The organism is Paenibacillus sp. YPG26 (genome assembly GCF_023704175.1).
Lineage (GTDB): Bacteria > Bacillota > Bacilli > Paenibacillales > Paenibacillaceae > Fontibacillus.
In genome coordinates this window covers 794942-810933 of record NZ_CP084530.1, presented here as the reverse complement: position 1 = coordinate 810933, position 15992 = coordinate 794942, and the positions used below count along the sequence as shown (strand labels likewise).

Annotated in this window: 19 protein-coding genes; 6 read left to right on the top strand and 13 right to left on the bottom strand. The window is 44.3% G+C overall.

Going from position 1 to position 15992, the window contains the following annotated elements; genetic code table 11:
- The first annotated feature begins 163 nt into the window (after positions 1-163).
- From LDO05_RS03665 to LDO05_RS03655, 3 genes are all read left to right on the top strand, one after another.
- Positions 164-940 carry a DUF262 domain-containing protein gene (locus tag LDO05_RS03665; RefSeq protein ID WP_251377561.1) on the top strand — a complete coding sequence of 259 codons (777 nt, stop codon included), beginning with the start codon at positions 164-166 and terminating at the stop codon, positions 938-940.
- Between the two features lie 118 nt (positions 941-1058).
- On the top strand, positions 1059-1241 hold the full coding sequence (locus tag LDO05_RS03660; RefSeq protein WP_251377560.1) for a hypothetical protein: 183 nt from the start codon (positions 1059-1061) through the stop codon (positions 1239-1241).
- 2 nt (positions 1242-1243) lie between these two features.
- Positions 1244-1705: a HEPN domain-containing protein gene (locus LDO05_RS03655; protein WP_251377559.1), complete on the top strand. Its 462-nt coding sequence runs from the start codon at positions 1244-1246 to the stop codon at positions 1703-1705.
- A 141-nt stretch (positions 1706-1846) separates the two neighbouring features.
- Here LDO05_RS03655 and LDO05_RS03650 read toward each other — a convergent pair whose 3' ends face one another.
- From LDO05_RS03650 to LDO05_RS03640, 3 genes are read right to left on the bottom strand one after another with little or no spacing between them, the layout of a single operon-like run.
- Entirely contained in the window at positions 1847-5194 is a 3348-nt protein-coding gene (locus LDO05_RS03650) for a DEAD/DEAH box helicase family protein (RefSeq protein WP_251377558.1), read from the bottom strand.
- Positions 5195-5230: 36 nt separating this feature from the next.
- Positions 5231-6397, bottom strand: coding sequence for a restriction endonuclease subunit S (locus LDO05_RS03645; protein WP_251377557.1), 1167 nt, complete (start codon positions 6395-6397; stop codon positions 5231-5233).
- A complete protein-coding gene (locus LDO05_RS03640; protein ID WP_251377556.1) occupies positions 6390-7859 on the bottom strand; it encodes a type I restriction-modification system subunit M in 1470 nt (489 codons plus the stop codon). Before LDO05_RS03640 ends, LDO05_RS03645 begins: the two co-directional genes overlap by 8 nt.
- Positions 7860-8092: 233 nt before the next feature.
- Between LDO05_RS03640 and LDO05_RS03635 the strand changes: the two genes are divergently transcribed.
- Entirely contained in the window at positions 8093-8986 is an 894-nt protein-coding gene (locus LDO05_RS03635; RefSeq protein WP_251378596.1) for a DUF2268 domain-containing putative Zn-dependent protease, read from the top strand.
- 77 nt (positions 8987-9063) lie between these two features.
- Here LDO05_RS03635 and LDO05_RS03630 read toward each other — a convergent pair whose 3' ends face one another.
- The 5 genes from LDO05_RS03630 to LDO05_RS03610 form a co-directional block, all read right to left on the bottom strand.
- On the bottom strand, positions 9064-9783 hold the full coding sequence (locus tag LDO05_RS03630) for a CPBP family intramembrane glutamic endopeptidase (RefSeq protein WP_251377555.1): 720 nt from the start codon (positions 9781-9783) through the stop codon (positions 9064-9066).
- Between the two features lie 5 nt (positions 9784-9788).
- A complete protein-coding gene (locus tag LDO05_RS03625) occupies positions 9789-10334 on the bottom strand; it encodes a PadR family transcriptional regulator (protein ID WP_251377554.1) in 546 nt (181 codons plus the stop codon).
- Between the two features lie 164 nt (positions 10335-10498).
- Positions 10499-10861 carry a hypothetical protein gene (locus LDO05_RS03620; RefSeq protein ID WP_251377553.1) on the bottom strand — a complete coding sequence of 121 codons (363 nt, stop codon included), beginning with the start codon at positions 10859-10861 and terminating at the stop codon, positions 10499-10501.
- Between the two features lie 459 nt (positions 10862-11320).
- On the bottom strand, positions 11321-12028 hold the full coding sequence (locus LDO05_RS03615) for a DNA alkylation repair protein (RefSeq protein WP_251377552.1): 708 nt from the start codon (positions 12026-12028) through the stop codon (positions 11321-11323).
- A complete protein-coding gene (locus LDO05_RS03610; RefSeq protein WP_251377551.1) occupies positions 12025-12207 on the bottom strand; it encodes a hypothetical protein in 183 nt (60 codons plus the stop codon). Before LDO05_RS03610 ends, LDO05_RS03615 begins: the two co-directional genes overlap by 4 nt.
- An 80-nt stretch (positions 12208-12287) precedes the next feature.
- Here LDO05_RS03610 and LDO05_RS03605 point away from each other — a divergent pair, with 80 nt between their 5' ends.
- Positions 12288-12764, top strand: coding sequence for a GNAT family N-acetyltransferase (locus LDO05_RS03605; RefSeq protein ID WP_251377550.1), 477 nt, complete (start codon positions 12288-12290; stop codon positions 12762-12764).
- Positions 12765-12789: 25 nt separating this feature from the next.
- On the opposite strand, the gene LDO05_RS03600 is transcribed toward LDO05_RS03605, so the two are convergent.
- Positions 12790-13233 (bottom strand): GNAT family N-acetyltransferase, encoded by a 444-nt coding sequence (locus tag LDO05_RS03600; RefSeq protein WP_251377549.1) that lies wholly within the window; start codon positions 13231-13233, stop codon positions 12790-12792.
- 283 nt (positions 13234-13516) lie between these two features.
- Between LDO05_RS03600 and LDO05_RS03595 the strand changes: the two genes are divergently transcribed.
- On the top strand, positions 13517-13891 hold the full coding sequence (locus tag LDO05_RS03595; protein ID WP_251377548.1) for a putative zinc-binding protein: 375 nt from the start codon (positions 13517-13519) through the stop codon (positions 13889-13891).
- A gap of 381 nt (positions 13892-14272) precedes the next feature.
- Here LDO05_RS03595 and LDO05_RS03590 read toward each other — a convergent pair whose 3' ends face one another.
- The 4 genes from LDO05_RS03590 to LDO05_RS03575 all read right to left on the bottom strand — a co-directional run bounded on the left by LDO05_RS03590 (position 14273) and on the right by LDO05_RS03575 (position 15970).
- Positions 14273-14857, bottom strand: coding sequence for a DUF4256 domain-containing protein (locus tag LDO05_RS03590; RefSeq protein WP_251377547.1), 585 nt, complete (start codon positions 14855-14857; stop codon positions 14273-14275).
- A 191-nt stretch (positions 14858-15048) separates the two neighbouring features.
- Positions 15049-15267: a hypothetical protein gene (locus LDO05_RS03585; protein ID WP_251377546.1), complete on the bottom strand. Its 219-nt coding sequence runs from the start codon at positions 15265-15267 to the stop codon at positions 15049-15051.
- The gene (locus LDO05_RS03580; RefSeq protein ID WP_251377545.1) at positions 15267-15473 is read right to left on the bottom strand and encodes a helix-turn-helix domain-containing protein; all 207 of its coding nucleotides are present in this window, start codon (positions 15471-15473) and stop codon (positions 15267-15269) included. The genes LDO05_RS03585 and LDO05_RS03580 overlap by 1 nt, the downstream gene beginning before the upstream one ends.
- An 11-nt stretch (positions 15474-15484) precedes the next feature.
- Positions 15485-15970: a DUF2975 domain-containing protein gene (locus LDO05_RS03575; RefSeq protein ID WP_251377544.1), complete on the bottom strand. Its 486-nt coding sequence runs from the start codon at positions 15968-15970 to the stop codon at positions 15485-15487.
- Positions 15971-15992 lie beyond the last annotated feature (22 nt).

Below are 15992 nucleotides of genomic sequence, written 5' to 3'. Positions count from 1 at the left end.
CTCTACTTAAAAAGTAGAAAACTTTCAAAACTAAAATAACATCTTGAGTCGCTATTTTTCTATAATAGAATAAAAATTTTATTACAATTAATCTTTATAGTAGTATAATTTCCTTATAAGCCCAGAGCAGGGCATACTTACAAAAAGGCAAAGGGGCTAGAAGATGTCCGATCAAATAGAGTTTATTATTAATGAAGCAGAAATGATTATAGATGAATCAGTTGATGAAGCTTTAGAGTATAAATATTCAATTACAAGTTATGGGGCTGACTACCCTGTTGATAGTTTGGTAAAACGCATTGAATCAAATGCAGTGTTTATTCCAAATTTTCAAAGGAGCTATGTCTGGACATTAACTCAGGCATCTAGATTTATTGAATCATTGCTATTAGGGCTCCCTGTACCAGGTGTCTTTTTCTCCAAAGAGTCCGAGTCACAAAAATTACTCGTAATTGATGGACAACAAAGGCTCAAATCTTTGCAAATGTTCTACTCTGGCAAATTTAGCGGAGACAAAGAATTCACTTTAAAAGGAGTTCAGCCTTCCCTAGAGGGTAAAACATATAAAACATTAAATCCTGAGGACAAAATAAGACTGGATGATTCTATAATTCATGCTACTGTAATCAAACAAGATGAACCCTCTGATGATGAGAGTAGCATTTATCATATATTCGAAAGACTTAATACTGGAGGAACACCATTACATTCACAGGAGATTAGGGCATGTATATATCATGGAGTATTTAATGAACTTCTTGAGGAATTAAGAAATAATGTAGATTGGCTTAATCTTTACGGCAACCCAAGTAATAGGCTAAAGGATCAAGAACTCATTTTGCGTATTATAGCTTTATATTTTGACTTAGATAATTATAAAAAGCCTCTTAAAGAATTCTTAAACAAGTACATGGCTAAAAATCGCTCTCTGAACTGTTAACAGTTCAGAGAGCATTAAGCAAGCCTTTGAGCCAACTATTAAATTTATAGCAACTACTCTAGGGAAAAGTGCCTTTCGATTAAATCAAGTTATTGTAGCCGCTCTTTTTGATGCAGTAATGGTTGCTACTGCAAAACGGTTAGAGTTAGGAAAAATAGAAAATACCGTTGGATATGTCCTTGCTTATGAAAGTTTATTGAAAGATGAAGAATTTGTTAGCACTTGTAAAGCAGGAACTTCAGATGAGGCAACAGTAGAAAAAAGGCTTAGAATGTCATATGAATACTTTAAAGAGGTTTAAAGATGAATACCGCTATGAGTATCCAAAAACAAAAGATTGATAATCTATTTTTATTAATTAGGGACATAGAAGATGAGGAAATACATGCACATTGGGCTAAATACCTTTGTGTATTGATTTCAGGTTTCATTGAAAATTCTCTTCGGATAAGTATTACTGAGTATGTTCAAGATAAATCACATCCCAATATTTCACAGTATATTAATACCAATATACAACGGGTTACTAATTTAAACACAAACAAAATTAGTAACTTGTTAAGTTCTTTCAATGAAGAATGGAAAAAGACATTTATAACCTGTACTTCAGAAGAAGAAAGAGATGCAATTAACACAATTGTCGCCAACAGGCATATTATTGCTCATGGGAAAGATGTCGGATTAACTTTAACTGCTTTAAAAATACACTATGAAAAAGTAGTTAGCGCTGTAGAAAAAATATGCTTCAATTGCATTGTTATCTAATTAACAAATTTATAAAACGAGGTGTCTTTAACAATCTAACAGCCGTTATAAAGACATACGAATAGCCTGGCTACCTAATTTATGGCTGCCAGGCTATCCTTATTCACTATGTTCGGCTTGATTGCCAAGAATATAAAAACCCTACCCTAACACCCTAACCGCATTCTCCTTAATCTGCGTAACCATCTCCACAAGCCTTCTTTGTTTCGTCCCATCGAACAACTTAACAAAGCTCTGAGGCTTGTCAAATGGCGGCTTGATCAATTCAGATACATTATCGATATAGCCGTTCTGCACGATATAATCAATAACCTTCTTCACAAAGACGATTTGGGACTGGCTGAGCGACTGATCGTTGATAAATTCAGAGAATGCAACCATCGCGGCTTCGTATTCCAGCTTGGCAATTTTGCGTACAAGCAAACCGAACGGCGTATCCTGGAATTCTCGCTGATAATCTTCTGCTGTGCCAAGCTCCCCTGTGAAGATTGCCTCCAAGCTCTCATAATCAAGAGCAGTAAGAGGAATGTTATTGCGAAGCTTGTGAATAACAAGAGAGTCGCGGTTCTTCTCAATATAGCGATTGACCTTCAGCTTGTAATCCTCAAACTCATAGGCCTGGTACATGGCCTTCCCTTCATTAACCGTGAGCACTTCATCGGCCAGGTTCGTATAGATCGGGCTCCGTTCACCCACATCTACAATTAACTTCACTAGACCACGAAGTTCCGTACGTACCTTCTCAAAATTCAATACATCCGAGTTCTTCCAGAACTCGTCCGTTCCGATCGTGCTGATAAAGGCCACTTTTTCTTTAATTTGAGGCATGGTAGCACGCTGTAATAGCTTAGTAGTAACATCTATCAGTTGTTTTCTGCCTTTATTGAATTGAGCTGATCCCTCAATCTGGGCGATCATCAGCCCATACATGAAGTTATCAAATCGCTTGGCATGCTCGTCTGTATCATCCATATAGACAATGGGTGCGAGGTATTTGATCAGGTTGTGCTTATCTTCATCTGACAAACAAATAAACGCACTTGTATGGATATACTTCTCAATGTATTTCAGCTGCATCTTCACAGAGACCAGCTCTGTATTAAGTGCTTTGATCTGCTGTACGACGGTTTCATTCATCTCTGTACGAATCATTTGATAGGGTTCATCAATAAAAGCGGACTGCTGCATGTGATGAATCAATCGGACTCGCTTGGCGAAGATCGCTTCAGATAGACTTTGAGCTTCGTTGCCGGGCAAGCCTTCCTTGTGCTGGCGGAAGAACTCGAAGTTTCCAAGGTAATCGAAAATCACAAAGCCCGTCTTATCCTCTCCCTCTCCGAACAAGTTCTTGGACAGCCTGGTTCCCCGGCCTATCATCTGCCAGAACTTCGTCTTCGAGCGAATACGCTTGAAGAACACCAAATTCACGATATCCGGCACATCAATACCCGTATCCAGCATATCCACCGAGACTGCAATATGCGGCACTTTGCCAGCAACTTTGAAGTCGTCAATGATACTCTGAGCATAACTGTCTTCTGAAATGATTCGTTTCGCAAAGCTGCCCTTGTACTGGGGATACAGCTTATTGAACCGCTCAACGATGTACTGAGCGTGTTTTTTATTTTGAGCAAAAATAATTGTCTTTCCGAGCCGATCTCCACCTGCGACCTTAATCCCCTTGGTCATTAAATCTTCCAGCACCCCATCCACGGTTGCTTGGTTGAAGATAAATTCATTCACCGCTGGAGATGGAATGAAATCTGGCATTGCCCCGTCTTCATCTGTAAAATCTTCCTCATAACGCGCTTTATCCTCTGAGGACAGATCATCATAGGTAATCCCCTGCTCCAGGAACTTCGTTGTGATCTCGATGTTATGATAAGGTACCAGCACCTTGTCAATCTCCACGGCCGTTTCATAGGGATAGGCATAGGTGGGCACACCACTCTCCATCTCGAAGAAATCATATGTATTGCGGTCAACCTCCGTCTTGGGAGTCGCTGTCAAACCCACAATGATGCCGTCAAAATACTCAAATATCGTACGATATTTCTTGAAAATACTTCGATGCGCTTCATCCACTACAATCAGATCAAAGTGAGCAGGAGTAAATAGGCGCTTGCCATCATCGCTCTTCGCCTGATCAATGGCATTAAGCATCGTCGGATAGGTCGAGAAGACAATTCGGCCCGTCTTATCATCCTTATTGCTTAGCAAGTTACATAGAGACATATCCGGCAAATAATTCTTGAAATCGTCTTTGGCCTGTTTGACTAGTGCCGTTCTATCAGCCAGAAATAAGGTGTTCGTTACATAACCTCCACGGGATAGTACATCGGTTAAACTCGATGCTGTTCTTGTCTTCCCCGTACCTGTTGCCATAACGAGCAGTGATCGTCTATGACCGGTTGTAATATTGTCGCATACCGCTCGGATGGCTTCCTTCTGGTAGTAACGGTCTGTGATATTGTCATCTATGACTACCTCGTCCAAAGCTTTCCGTTCATTCCGGCGGTTCATAAGTTTCTCCAGATCCGCCTTGGAGAAAATACCACTGACCCCCCGCTGAGGAGAGGTTACATCATCCCACAGATTGGTTTCAAAGCCATTGGTGGTGAACATCATCGGTCTTCTGCCAGTCATTCTCTCTAAGCAATCGGCATACAGCTTGGCCTGATGGCTTCCGACCTTCGGATCTTTGGAGGTTCGTTTGGCTTCAATGATCGCAAGCGGGAGTCCGTCTTTGCCATAAAGCACGTAATCCGCATAACCTTTGCCCTCAGGATTAGGCATGCCGTACAGCTCTACTTCTTCCCTTACATCATCGCCGAATGTCCAGCCAAGCAGCTTCAAGTCTACATCAATATACTTTTTGCGGGTGCGGAACTCTGAGATATCCTCAGGGGTAAAATGGCGCTCTTCCTGATGCTGCGTTTTCTCAGCAGTAAGCCGATCGCTCATGGCTGCGATTTTGGCACGCAGAGCCTCAATTTCGGAATCCTTCTGCTCGATTAAGCTATCCTTCTCCTTGATCTTGGCTTCGTCGAGAATCACTTTCTCGGCGGGAATATTGGCTTCAGCAAAATGTCGCTCTTCATAGTTAGTACCATAGCAATAATCAATCCACTGCACGAATTCAAATAGAGCAGCAATTGATAGAACAGCATCACTGCGGCTGATTGCTTTGTCCGTATGTACTGCAAGGTTCCCCAGCTTGATAATATAAGGCAGCTTGCCCCAAGTCTGGTTCTCCATTGCGAATTTAAAGGTAGGTTCGTGAATTAATGACTGCAAATTATTCTTGTAGGGCATGGTGATCGTGTTGTCAGCAGCGTAAACCCATTTAACCGAAAGCTCAAAGGCCTTCCGGCTTCCCACCGCCGCCATGGCGGGAGCTGTAGCAAGCACCCGCTCAGCTTCAATACAAGCATTAGCAAACAACGCATATTCTGATTGTCCCTGTAAGAATTCAAAGTTTGCAGTCATTAGATTCACCTCAAGGTTAAAATAATTGCTCGATTGTTATTCAAAATACTCGCTCATTAAACTGTCGAACAGGTGCTGAGTTTCGTCGATCGCCTTCTTGACGAGGGCTTTTTGCTCTTCGATTTGAGTGACAATGGTGGCGAATTGGGTTTGGAGTTCGATTGGCGGAACAATAATAGGTAAGTTTTTTGTCTGCTCTGCATTTAAATGCGGTTGAGCAGCCCTGCGAGTTAAGGGTTTAACAACTCTTTCCATGTAGGTAGTGTTGATTAATTCATTAAGATAGTATGAGTCTAATAATTCTTGATTAGGAGTGATTATCAAATCGTACCCAGCATATTGTCCAAGATACTTTTCTGTTATTACACAAGTATCCCCTGTATTAACTCCACTTCTAACAATTATTAAGTCTCCAAGTTTAAGCTTACACTTGCTAATTTTTGTCGCCTCACCTTCAGATATATACTTCATATCGTTTTCGGTAATTCGACCCCGTTTAATATTGGTTGCACGTATAAAACAGTAACCACTATCCGTAAAAACTGGTGGTGTGCTTGTCCCGTATTTAATCTCTTTAATTAAATCACCTAGTAAGATTTTCTCCCAACCTTGCGTATTTACAACTGGATCACCGAACATATCGTAAAAGGTGGATTTGATAAGGTTGTCCAGCTCTGCAAGCTGCTGTTTGCGCATGGCTAGCAGTTCTGCGGCGGTGTCTAACGTTTTAGCAATATGCTTTTGTGTTTCAATAGGGGGGAGAGGAATAGTTGTTTCCCTAATATTTCTCAAATGTAGATTAGGTACGCCAATTCCTTTTAACTCTCTATTGAATTTACGTTTAGTAAATGGATTGTTAATAGCATGTAACAAGAACTCTGATAATATAAAGTCTTTGGGTCTTAACAAGGCTAAACTAACATAAATATCAAACACATAATCTTTATCTACAACTGCCGCAATACCCGTAGTACCATTCTTAGCTAATAATACATCTCCAATTTGTGGTGCTATTCTAGTGTAAAGTTGATTGTGAAGATCTTCCGGTATATATTTTATATCCTCCCAATTAATTTTACCTGTTGTAACATTTTTAGAAGATAGAAACATGTATCCTTTCTCGGCATATTGTGGTGTTTGATGTGTTCCATCAGTTATAAGTGAACAAACTGTATTTAAAGTAACCATTTCCCACTTACTCACCAAGAAGCCCCCTCAATTCTCCCATCTTGGCAGCAATATCAAGGTTCAATTGATCCAGCCTGTCCATAATCACCGTAGGCGTATCATACTCCACCTTCTCATATACAACTTCCTTATACCGATTAATCGACAGATCATAATCTTTCGCTTCAATTACAGACTTATCTACCAGGAAGCTCTGTTCAGTAGGCTGGCGATCAGCCTCCCCTTCAAGGTTGTGGAATCTGGCAAGTATATCTGAAATATCGTTAGCCGAAATAGGGGAACGCTTGTCATCCAAGGAATATCCATCAGCTTTCATATCATAGAACCATACTTTATTTGTACCTCCGGCATCCGTCTTTGTAAAAATAAGCACCGCTGTGCTGACGCCCGCATAAGGCTTGAACACCCCGCTTGGCATGGAAATAACGGCCTGAAGCTGGTGGTTCTCTACGAGTTCTCTACGCAAAGCTTTATGTGCTTTGGTGGAACCGAACAACACGCCATCCGGAACGATACATGCGCAACGTCCGCCTTTACGAAGAATCCGCAAGAAGAGTGCCACGAACAGAAGCTCTGTCTTCTTGGTATCTGTGACAGTCTTCAGGTTATCGTGAATACTTTCAGCATCCACAGTACCCGTAAAAGGAGGATTCGCAAGCACAATATCATAGGCAGAAGCCGTATTGTTCTGCTTAGAGACACTATCCACATAGTCGATGTGAGGCTGGTTAATCGAGTGAAGCATCAGGTTCATGGCCGAAAGACGCAGCATGGTTCTATCGGTATCAAACCCTGCGAACATGTCCCCTGCAAAATGCTCCCACTGCTCGCTGGTCATGTCTGACTCATAGTTTTCTCTGATAAATTCAGCTGAAGATACAAGGAATCCCGCTGTACCGCAGGCAGGGTCACAAATCTTATCATTAGGCGTAGGGGCAAGTAGGCGCACCATCATATCACGGATATGCTTTGGAGTTCGGAACTGGCCGTTCTGTCCTGCCGAAGCCAATTTACCAAGCATATACTCGTAGAGATCGCCCTGCATGTCCAAGTTTTTGATATCGTGTTCATACAACTCGTCCAGACCAGTAATCATTTTTTGTAACACTTGTGGGGTCGGAACCAGGAACATGGCATCCTGCATATAGCGTGAGAAGGCAGTCGTATTGGCTCCATTCATGGTTTTAATAAAAGGGAACACCTTCGTACTGACAATATCATAGATGATGCGGGAATCTTTGGTTTTAAACTTGCTCCAACGCATATCCTGTCCATCTTCATCCTGCGGGAAAATCTTCGGCATCACATCGCCGCTTATGGCTTCAAAGCTCTCTGTCTCCAATTCCTTCTCATCGAGGGAACGAATGAACATCAAGTAGGTAAGCTGCTCTATAACTGTTAATGGGTTGGTAATCCCACCCGCCCAAATATCTGACCATATTTTATCAACCTTGTTGCGGACTTCTCCTGTAAGCATTAATTACATCCTCCATTTTCCTGAAAACAGTCCATTTGATCTAATTCTAGTTCTTTATTATTATACAACATTGTAGAGACAGTATCTGACAAAAGTAGATATTTTCAAAGACAAAGAGGGAAATAGTTTCTTAATTATGACTACTAATGATCTTGACCTTAACGCAGCGTCATTCCTTACCATATAGTTATAGGATTCACTCCCCAATAATTCCATTCAAAGAGGTGATCATACTGAAACTAATCATCCAAGACACAATTGAGCAATACGAACAACTTTTCTCTTTAGACGGCACACAAAGGGCCCGCTATTTCCGTTACACCATGATGACCCCATTCGAAAGGATGTGGAACACCATCAATGTTCCTCTACAAACCAAACAACCCGGTGGTTACGATGTGCTCATGGCCAGTAAAATGCTCGGATACTTGGACTTGAATGCCACTGAAACGGGATTAAGCACCCTGCAACAATTAAAAGAAATAAATGCCTTAAGATTGGCGGAAGATACCTTAAACAAGTGTATTGACCACATCAAAAATAACGAGCTGCGCATTAATGCTGAAGAATTAATTTTCGGCATGTATATCGCTGATCCACAAAAGCTGGAGCTACAGAAAGGGTACACAGGATTTGGAGGAATCCCAGGCTTCATCCAGGTCATCATCCATCCGAATGCCTATAATATCCCTAAGATCCCCGCTGTCATTGCTCACGAATTTCATCATAATATCCGCTTTTCCTATTTCAATTGGGATCACGGCAACGTTACGGTGGGTGACTATATTATCATTGAGGGACTGGCTGAATCGTACGCCAAAGAATTGTTTGGAGAGGAATTGCTAGGCCCTTGGGTCACTTCTTTTGATGAAGAGGATCTGCAATACTCTACGGAGATCATTAAGGACTCACTAAACATCAAAGGTTTCGCAGAGGTCAGCAGCTATATGTTCGGGGATACCATTGCCGTAGAGCAGGGCTACCAACCTTTAGGCCTATCTCCGTTTGCCGGTTATGCGGTAGGATACAAGGCAGTACAATCTTTCATGAGCATAAATAACCTCGGGATTAGTGAAGCCACATTACTTGGTACAGATGAGATCATCCGTAACTGCGGACTGTTTTAGATAAGAATATCCCCCCCTAACACAAACAAAGCCCCGAGAATCCCGGGGCACCGCTCTCACCACTCTATTCAATCAACCTACCCCATAAACAAAGCCGTGAAGATCACCACGTCCTGCAGGAAATGTATCACTAGCGCCCAGAAGAACCCTCTCGTCTCGTTCATCGATTTGGCCAATAGCCAGCCGATGAATGCGGCCATCAGTACACCTGGAATTCCGCTCGGAGTTCCAAAGTAATGAATTCCGCCGAAGGTAACTGCGGCTAAGCCTTGCGCGAGATATGGGGAGTAGCCGAACTTATTAACAACAGCAACAAATGAGAACCGAAATATGATTTCTTCGGAGAATGCATTAATGAGGGCAAAGAGGATCACCAGTCCCATTCCCGGGAACAGCTCCAGCTGCACACTTCGGCCATGGATCACCTGGAAATAGATCACGATAGCCGTAACCAGTGTAATGACTACCGCAAAGTTCAGGCCTAGGTTCTTCCACGTCTCCGCCGGTTTCGGCTTGATGCCGATCCATGGTTCAGGACGGATCTGTCCATCCCGCCTCCTGAGGCTTAGATACGCAAGTCCCTCTCTGCCTGTCAGCGCATAGACGATTCCGATCAGGGCAACGACCAGTACTAACACTGTGAGCTGGTAGCTGATTTCCCGGTTGTATATTTCTCTTTCAAATAGCTCCAGAGCTAACGGCTGATTGCTTCTGATCCATAACAAGGCCGGCGCCAATGCGATCACGAGGATCGTGATGAATATGATAGGCCACGCTCTTAGTCGTCTTGTCTCCATCCCCATTATTCCCTGCCTTTCCCGCGTAAAATATCCAGCGCATGCTCGCACCATTCAATCGTCATTTGTATGTATCTTTCTCCATAGTCAAGTGTGAGCAGCCAGAGCTTCGCCCGCTTCTCTTCCACCTGTTCCATTCCTGCCTTGATCCCCGCCAGCACTTCCAACAGCCTTCTCCCCCCCTCTAACTCCTCCTCTATGTAGCTGATCAGCTGAGGAGCTTGACGTTCATCCGAGACGAAGACCTTCATCAGCAGTTCATTTCTCATGACATGCTCTGCCGGTGCCTGCGCCAGCCAGGAATCCAGCTGCCCGCATCCTTGCTGCGTTATGCCGTACACCTTCTTGTGCCTGCCGGTCGTGGCCTCCTCTACAATCTCCACTGCTCCCTCCAGCTCCAGCTGCCTGATGCTCTTATGGATGTGCCCATAGGACTCATTCCAAAATAGTCCAATGCTCTCCTTCGAGAACTTCACCAGTTCATACGCACTCATCGGTTTGATCCGAAGCAGACCTAGAATGGCAAAATGCGATGTGTTGATCCTTTTCATAATTTTCGTTGACACCTCCTAGCCGCTATCATATATATCTTTAAGATATATTATTAATTCAAATCATACAACATGCTGGCGCAGACTTCAATCGTTATAGGAAAAGAAGAAAAGGAGCTTAAAGCTCCTTGACTCCCTTTTCCCTGCCGGGCGTGCTGTTCGAATTAAGGCTTCCGTTTGCCGATTACCGCATAAGTTACTGTTCTTGTGAATCCAGTTGGATTCCAGGCAGTGAAGAACCATCTGTCTTCGGCTGCGGAGAAATTGTCAAGAAGAAAGCCTTGATCATTTCTGGAGAAAATCCAGGAACCGCTGATCAGATTGAAGTCATTGCCATTAATCGTTGTGCTCCGGAAGCTGTTTGGAGGGAGTGTAACCGGGGCAAAAGTGAATCTTGCGAAGCCATCACCCAGCTGTGTGATACGAATGGCTTTTCTGACACTCTTGACCACATGACTTTCTTTCTTGAACTTGCGCCCAAGCTTGGCTTCCGCTTTCTTGATTCTCATTAAGGTTGCTTTTCTCAAAGAAATCAACTCCTTAGTTGGTCTACTATAGTTAATGAAAGACTAGAGGATTTGGTATGGACAGAACCTCCGGTTCATTGGTTGATTTCGCAGAAATGGCGAATACAAAAAAAGGAAAATACAAAAAGCCCTTCCTTAGTTAAGGAGGGCCTGGCATGTGTTACTTCTTATATAGGTTGAACTAATGATTGACATGCTAGTCGGCCGTATGCATTGTTCCTTACGATGGCTGGTGCTTCAGACTTCTTAATTTGTTCCTTCGAGGGTAGAAGTCTCCTCACAAAGCCGACCGCTGCGCTTCTCCAGAATCATTTTAGACTTCTTAATTGAACTGTTGAGGGTAGAAGTCTGTATTTCTTACGCTCAACTTCTACAATTAGAATTGACAGTAACGCTTAGAATCTAACCTTCCTCAATATCTTACCATGAGATGCCGAACTACCCTGCCGCGAGCTGCTTCTAACACCTTACATGCCTGCGTTTGAAACCAAGCTGCCCTTTGTCAACCGCCTTCTGAATATTGACGGATGCGTTCAAGAGCTTGCTTTTCCCCTTGTCATTGTTCACTTCTACCGGCCCGACTGCCTCAGCGGTCTGAACTGCAAGACCATGAAGAGGCGAGTAGGACGTGGCCACCGTGTAAATGAAATTATTCATCGCGTACTTTGTCCGCTCGGGAGCATTATGAATCTCCGCTTCCACCAGCTTTAGCATACCCGCGATCTTGCTCTCATCAAATTCGGCATCCGGCCGATTTCCAAGCAGCCAGCAGTAGCAGCTCCAGCCCGCTGACATTCTAAGCTCCTCGCCGCTTGCGATCCATTTATCGGCCACTTTCTCAGCGATATCCGTCTCGGACAAAGTGACTGCAACGACGTAATCGGACAGCATATAGAAATAAGCGCCGTCTATCCAGCGATCAAAATCCGCTTCTGTCATCACATCGGGGTCGGCAATAACGCCGGCAAAATACATCGCGTCATAATTCCCTGTAGCGTACAGCTGCTCAGCCAAAGGCTGATTTTTCTTGATAATTTTGGACATCGGCTTCATATGCCCTGTAGCCACACCGAACAATGGTTCCCGCGCGCCATTAGAGATGTAGATCTTCTTGGTTCGTTCCTTGCCCAGAGCTTCGAGCTCCTGCATGACCGCTTCTAGATTCATTGCTTAATCACTTCTTTCTGGGAGTATAACTGATGCTTTGAGTATAGATGAACACAGGTGAAATATCCAAGCCCCTCATGCATACCGTACGTTGTCTCCGTGACCATGGCCCTTGCCCTTCCAGTACTTGTCCCCGCCCAGCCTGGAGGGCTGCCATAGACCAGGAATGTAATTGACATTTGAAGTACACCGCCTTACAATTATCGCTTAAAATCAACTTCTACAACCTCAAATTACATCTAGATACGGGGATGAACGCATGCAAATACGTGAAATTACAGAGCAGGACAACCAAGCCATCGAGCAGATCATCAGACGCTCGCTGGAATCTTTTGAATTGAACATACCCGGAACCGCTTATTTCGACCCTCAGCTGGGCAGCCTGGCAGAGTTCTACAAGCAGCAGATTAACTCCAAGTATTGGGTAGTCGTCACAGATCAAGCTGAGGTTGTGGGCGGCGTGGGTGTTGGCCGTTTTGGGCAGAACCCGGATATTTGCGAGCTGCAGAAGCTGTACCTGTCACCCGCTGTTCAAGGTCAAGGTCTGTCTAAAGAGCTGATGAGGGTAGCCTTGGACTATGCCGCCAAGCATTATAAATTCTGCTACCTGGAGACCTTCAAGAAGCTGCAAGCCGCGAATTCCCTCTATTTAAAGTTCGGCTTCCGCCAGCTTGAACAAGGACTAGAGGAGTCCGAGCATAACGCTTGCGACGCGTGGTATATGAAGGAACTCTGAGCAGCGGGCCATACGTGGGGAAGACTTATAACTTCTTGTTCATAATGATCCTGTGCTCATTGATGGTGTAGCCGTTTTTTAGATAGAACTTTTCGGCAAGCCCTCCGTTTGAAGTTAACAGGTATATGCTTTGAATGCCTCTCTTCTGCAATTCAGTCTCTAAATGGCGGATCAGCTTTGAACCATATCCCTTGCCATGGATTTGATTACTTATACAGAGTTCAGCAAGGTAAAAGGTTAGTCCTGCATACGATTTCTTACTATTTCCCGCCACAAATCCTATCAGGTTATCCTGATCATACAATAGAAAACCAAGTGATTTAGGCGTATCCAGTAAATCGGTAAGTCTCTCTACAGCCGTGTGATCTGTCCAGGTCTCATTCCACGGTTCGCTGTTGAACACGCGGATATACAGCTCGGAGCACGGCTTCAATCTATCCTTCGTAAAAGGTATTATGATCTCATTCACTGAAAATCCTCCTTTAGCGGTTAACCTCTGAAAGCTTGCTCTTTTTAAGTATACAACTTCTGCAATTATACCCCGGCTTATGATGGAGAGTTCAATATTAAGCTGCCGCAGGTTGTGCCCCTAGCTCGAATCAGATTCATGACCACAGCTGGAAAAGAGACACCCTTATTCACCCCCAAAGTGACCGCCCTCACAGTCCATCCGGCCAACTCAGGTTATGATACCTAGAAATTTGTTCCCTGCTATACAGCGGATCAATACCTGAAAGTGAGGAGAAGTGTAAATGAAAAGAAAAGATCTGCCTCTTGTCTATTCATGTTCCGGATGTTCCTCGGCCGCGCAGACCGCCAACATGATTGCCATCAAGCTGGACCGGGACAATATTGCTGAAATGTCATGTATCGCAGGGGTCGGTGGAGATGTCAAACCGCTAGTACGAACGGCCAAGTCGGGACGCAGCATCATCGCCATTGACGGCTGTCCTTTGTCCTGCTGCAAGAGCTGTCTGGCCAGACATGACATTGAACCTGAGCACCACTTCGACTTATCGAACTTTGACGTACCCAAGCGATTAGGAGAGGATCCCGACCCAGAGCAATTCATGAGCGCTTATCATAAGGTTCTTGAACGAGTTAGCCGGGGCGTTGAATTACACTAAAGACAGCCTTATGAAATATTCCAGAATCATCTCATATTACTGCCTGTGGATAATTCTTAAATATAACTTATACAACAGTTCCGTGATCGCTGCTTGAAGCAAGCCTTAACCACGCCCGTTATACACCAAAAGACCCTTCCACATGGAAGGGTCTCAGCAGCTTGCCCGGGTTGCCCGGCATCCCAGTCATTTCACGACCTTACTTGAGTTCGCCGACTAGGTAGGGATAACTGGAATGTTGTATAGGGATGCTGTTACTTGCATGTTGTGCTGGCAATTTGTATTTTCACTTTGATGTTGGCATGTTCTATAGCATGTTGTATAGGCATACTGATGCCTACTTCACACTGTTGCCCTCCTCATCCTGATGCCACAGTCTAATCAGACCCTCAGCGAGCCGCGGAATCCCCTTGCGGCATAGTAAGACTCAGCACCGTTGTGATACACAAAAACCGTGTCGTAGCGGCGGTCGCAGAAGATTGCTCCTCCGAGCTCCCGGATACGAGCAGGTGTCTTCACCCAGCTCGATGTCTTTCGGTCGAAATTCCCTAGTTCCTGCAACTTCCGGTATTGCTCCTCCGTGAGAAGCTCAATGCCCATGTCGGCAGCCATATCCACTGCGCTGTTCTGGGGTTTGTGTTCCTTCCTGGACTCCAGGGCTTCACGGTCATAACATACACTGCGGCGGCCTTTAGGACTTTCTGCTGAGCAGTCGGTGAATATATATTCGCCCGTCTTCGGATCATGACCGGTCACGTCCGGTTCGCCTCCGGTTCTCTCCATTTCACTGAGCGACCACAGCTTATCCCTGCCCGCTTCTTCAAGCCTCGCTTGTACCTGAGCCCACTCCATACCTGGATGAAGATTCAGGTTCTTCTCAAATCGGGCCTGCAATATTTTGAGCAGCTTTTCGCTTTGCTCGGATGACAGCTCTATAGTACTGCTGATCTCACTTTTCTTGTTCATGTTCTCCTCCACATTCTTTTATTCACGTTGTTCCCATCCTGTAGTTGAAGCTACACCTGGAACCGTAAATACGCTATCCCTTGTTGGGCTATTACGGGCCAAATACTATAGTTGCTAGTGGAGATACGGAAAGGATATACACTAAGAATATCAGAAAATTTGCCCAAGCAGTTATGAGATACAGCTTGGATTCATGTCTCAACTGAAATGGACCCGCTAAGCTGATGATTGCGCCAATAAGGATGGTCATGAAGCCGGGAAGCCACTCCGAGCCATATAACCGTGGGGGGTAGATTAAGAAATATACAGCCAGTATCGCGGTAATTACCGCTAAGATAGTAAGGAGCAGCTTGAATTTCTTCATAGTTAACCTCCTTCACCTTATCCGCTGAGTCATCTATCTCCTTCACTAGTCCGCTCGGTATTCGAGAATATCTCCAGGTTGGCAGTCCAACGCTTTGCAGATCGCCTCTAACGTCGATATCCGAATTGCCTTCGCCTTACCATTCTTCAATATGGACAGATTGGACATCGTGATTCCGACCTTCTCCGAAAGTTCCGTCACACTCATTTTACGCTTAGCCAGCATCACGTCAATATTAATTATAATCCCCATGTTAGTTCACCTCAGACCGTCAGATCATTCTCTGATTTGATATCGATAGCATTTTGCAGCAGCCTTTGAAGAACGGCGGCAAAGACCGCAATCACCATGGAAGCGGCGGGAACGACCATCCCGAAGAGAATAAGACCCGGGGCATCGTCTAAATCCGCGATAAGAAACAAGAACGGCAGGCAAGCCGCATGCAGCAGGCTTATGGTAATTGCACACAATTTAATCGTCTTCAAAGCGGCCACGGACAGCTCCGAGAATGCAGTGTTCTTGTCAATGTAACCTAATAGCTTCAGTGCCTGATACAAAGCCAGGTATAACGGGATCACCGAGGCATACATGAGGATAACAACGGGATATACCCAATGATCGGGAAAAGCCTCTGCGGCTTCTCTCGCAATCACAGGCAAGCCAAATATACACAAGGCAAGAATCAATAATCCAATTAAGTAGACCGTCGCCCGCAAAAAAAGTGTTGTTCCTCTCTCTAACACACGCACTTACATGCACCCCTCTTTGTTA

What these genes read in the sequence shown, in the direction of transcription:
- LDO05_RS03605 (WP_251377550.1), top strand. Translation starts at nt 12,288, where the DNA reads ATGCAAATACGTGAAATTACAGAGCAGGACAACCAAGCCATCGAGCAG.
- LDO05_RS03655 (WP_251377559.1), top strand. Translation starts at nt 1,244, where the DNA reads ATGAATACCGCTATGAGTATCCAAAAACAAAAGATTGATAATCTATTT.
- LDO05_RS03640 (WP_251377556.1), bottom strand. Translation starts at nt 7,859, where the DNA reads ATGCTTACAGGAGAAGTCCGCAACAAGGTTGATAAAATATGGTCAGAT.
- LDO05_RS03630 (WP_251377555.1), bottom strand. Translation starts at nt 9,783, where the DNA reads ATGGAGACAAGACGACTAAGAGCGTGGCCTATCATATTCATCACGATC.
- LDO05_RS03650 (WP_251377558.1), bottom strand. Translation starts at nt 5,194, where the DNA reads ATGACTGCAAACTTTGAATTCTTACAGGGACAATCAGAATATGCGTTG.
- LDO05_RS03660 (WP_251377560.1), top strand. Translation starts at nt 1,059, where the DNA reads ATGGTTGCTACTGCAAAACGGTTAGAGTTAGGAAAAATAGAAAATACC.
- LDO05_RS03665 (WP_251377561.1), top strand. Translation starts at nt 164, where the DNA reads ATGTCCGATCAAATAGAGTTTATTATTAATGAAGCAGAAATGATTATA.
- LDO05_RS03625 (WP_251377554.1), bottom strand. Translation starts at nt 10,334, where the DNA reads ATGAAAAGGATCAACACATCGCATTTTGCCATTCTAGGTCTGCTTCGG.
- LDO05_RS03615 (WP_251377552.1), bottom strand. Translation starts at nt 12,028, where the DNA reads ATGAATCTAGAAGCGGTCATGCAGGAGCTCGAAGCTCTGGGCAAGGAA.
- LDO05_RS03580 (WP_251377545.1), bottom strand. Translation starts at nt 15,473, where the DNA reads ATGGGGATTATAATTAATATTGACGTGATGCTGGCTAAGCGTAAAATG.
- LDO05_RS03610 (WP_251377551.1), bottom strand. Translation starts at nt 12,207, where the DNA reads ATGTCAATTACATTCCTGGTCTATGGCAGCCCTCCAGGCTGGGCGGGG.
- LDO05_RS03590 (WP_251377547.1), bottom strand. Translation starts at nt 14,857, where the DNA reads ATGAACAAGAAAAGTGAGATCAGCAGTACTATAGAGCTGTCATCCGAG.
- LDO05_RS03595 (WP_251377548.1), top strand. Translation starts at nt 13,517, where the DNA reads ATGAAAAGAAAAGATCTGCCTCTTGTCTATTCATGTTCCGGATGTTCC.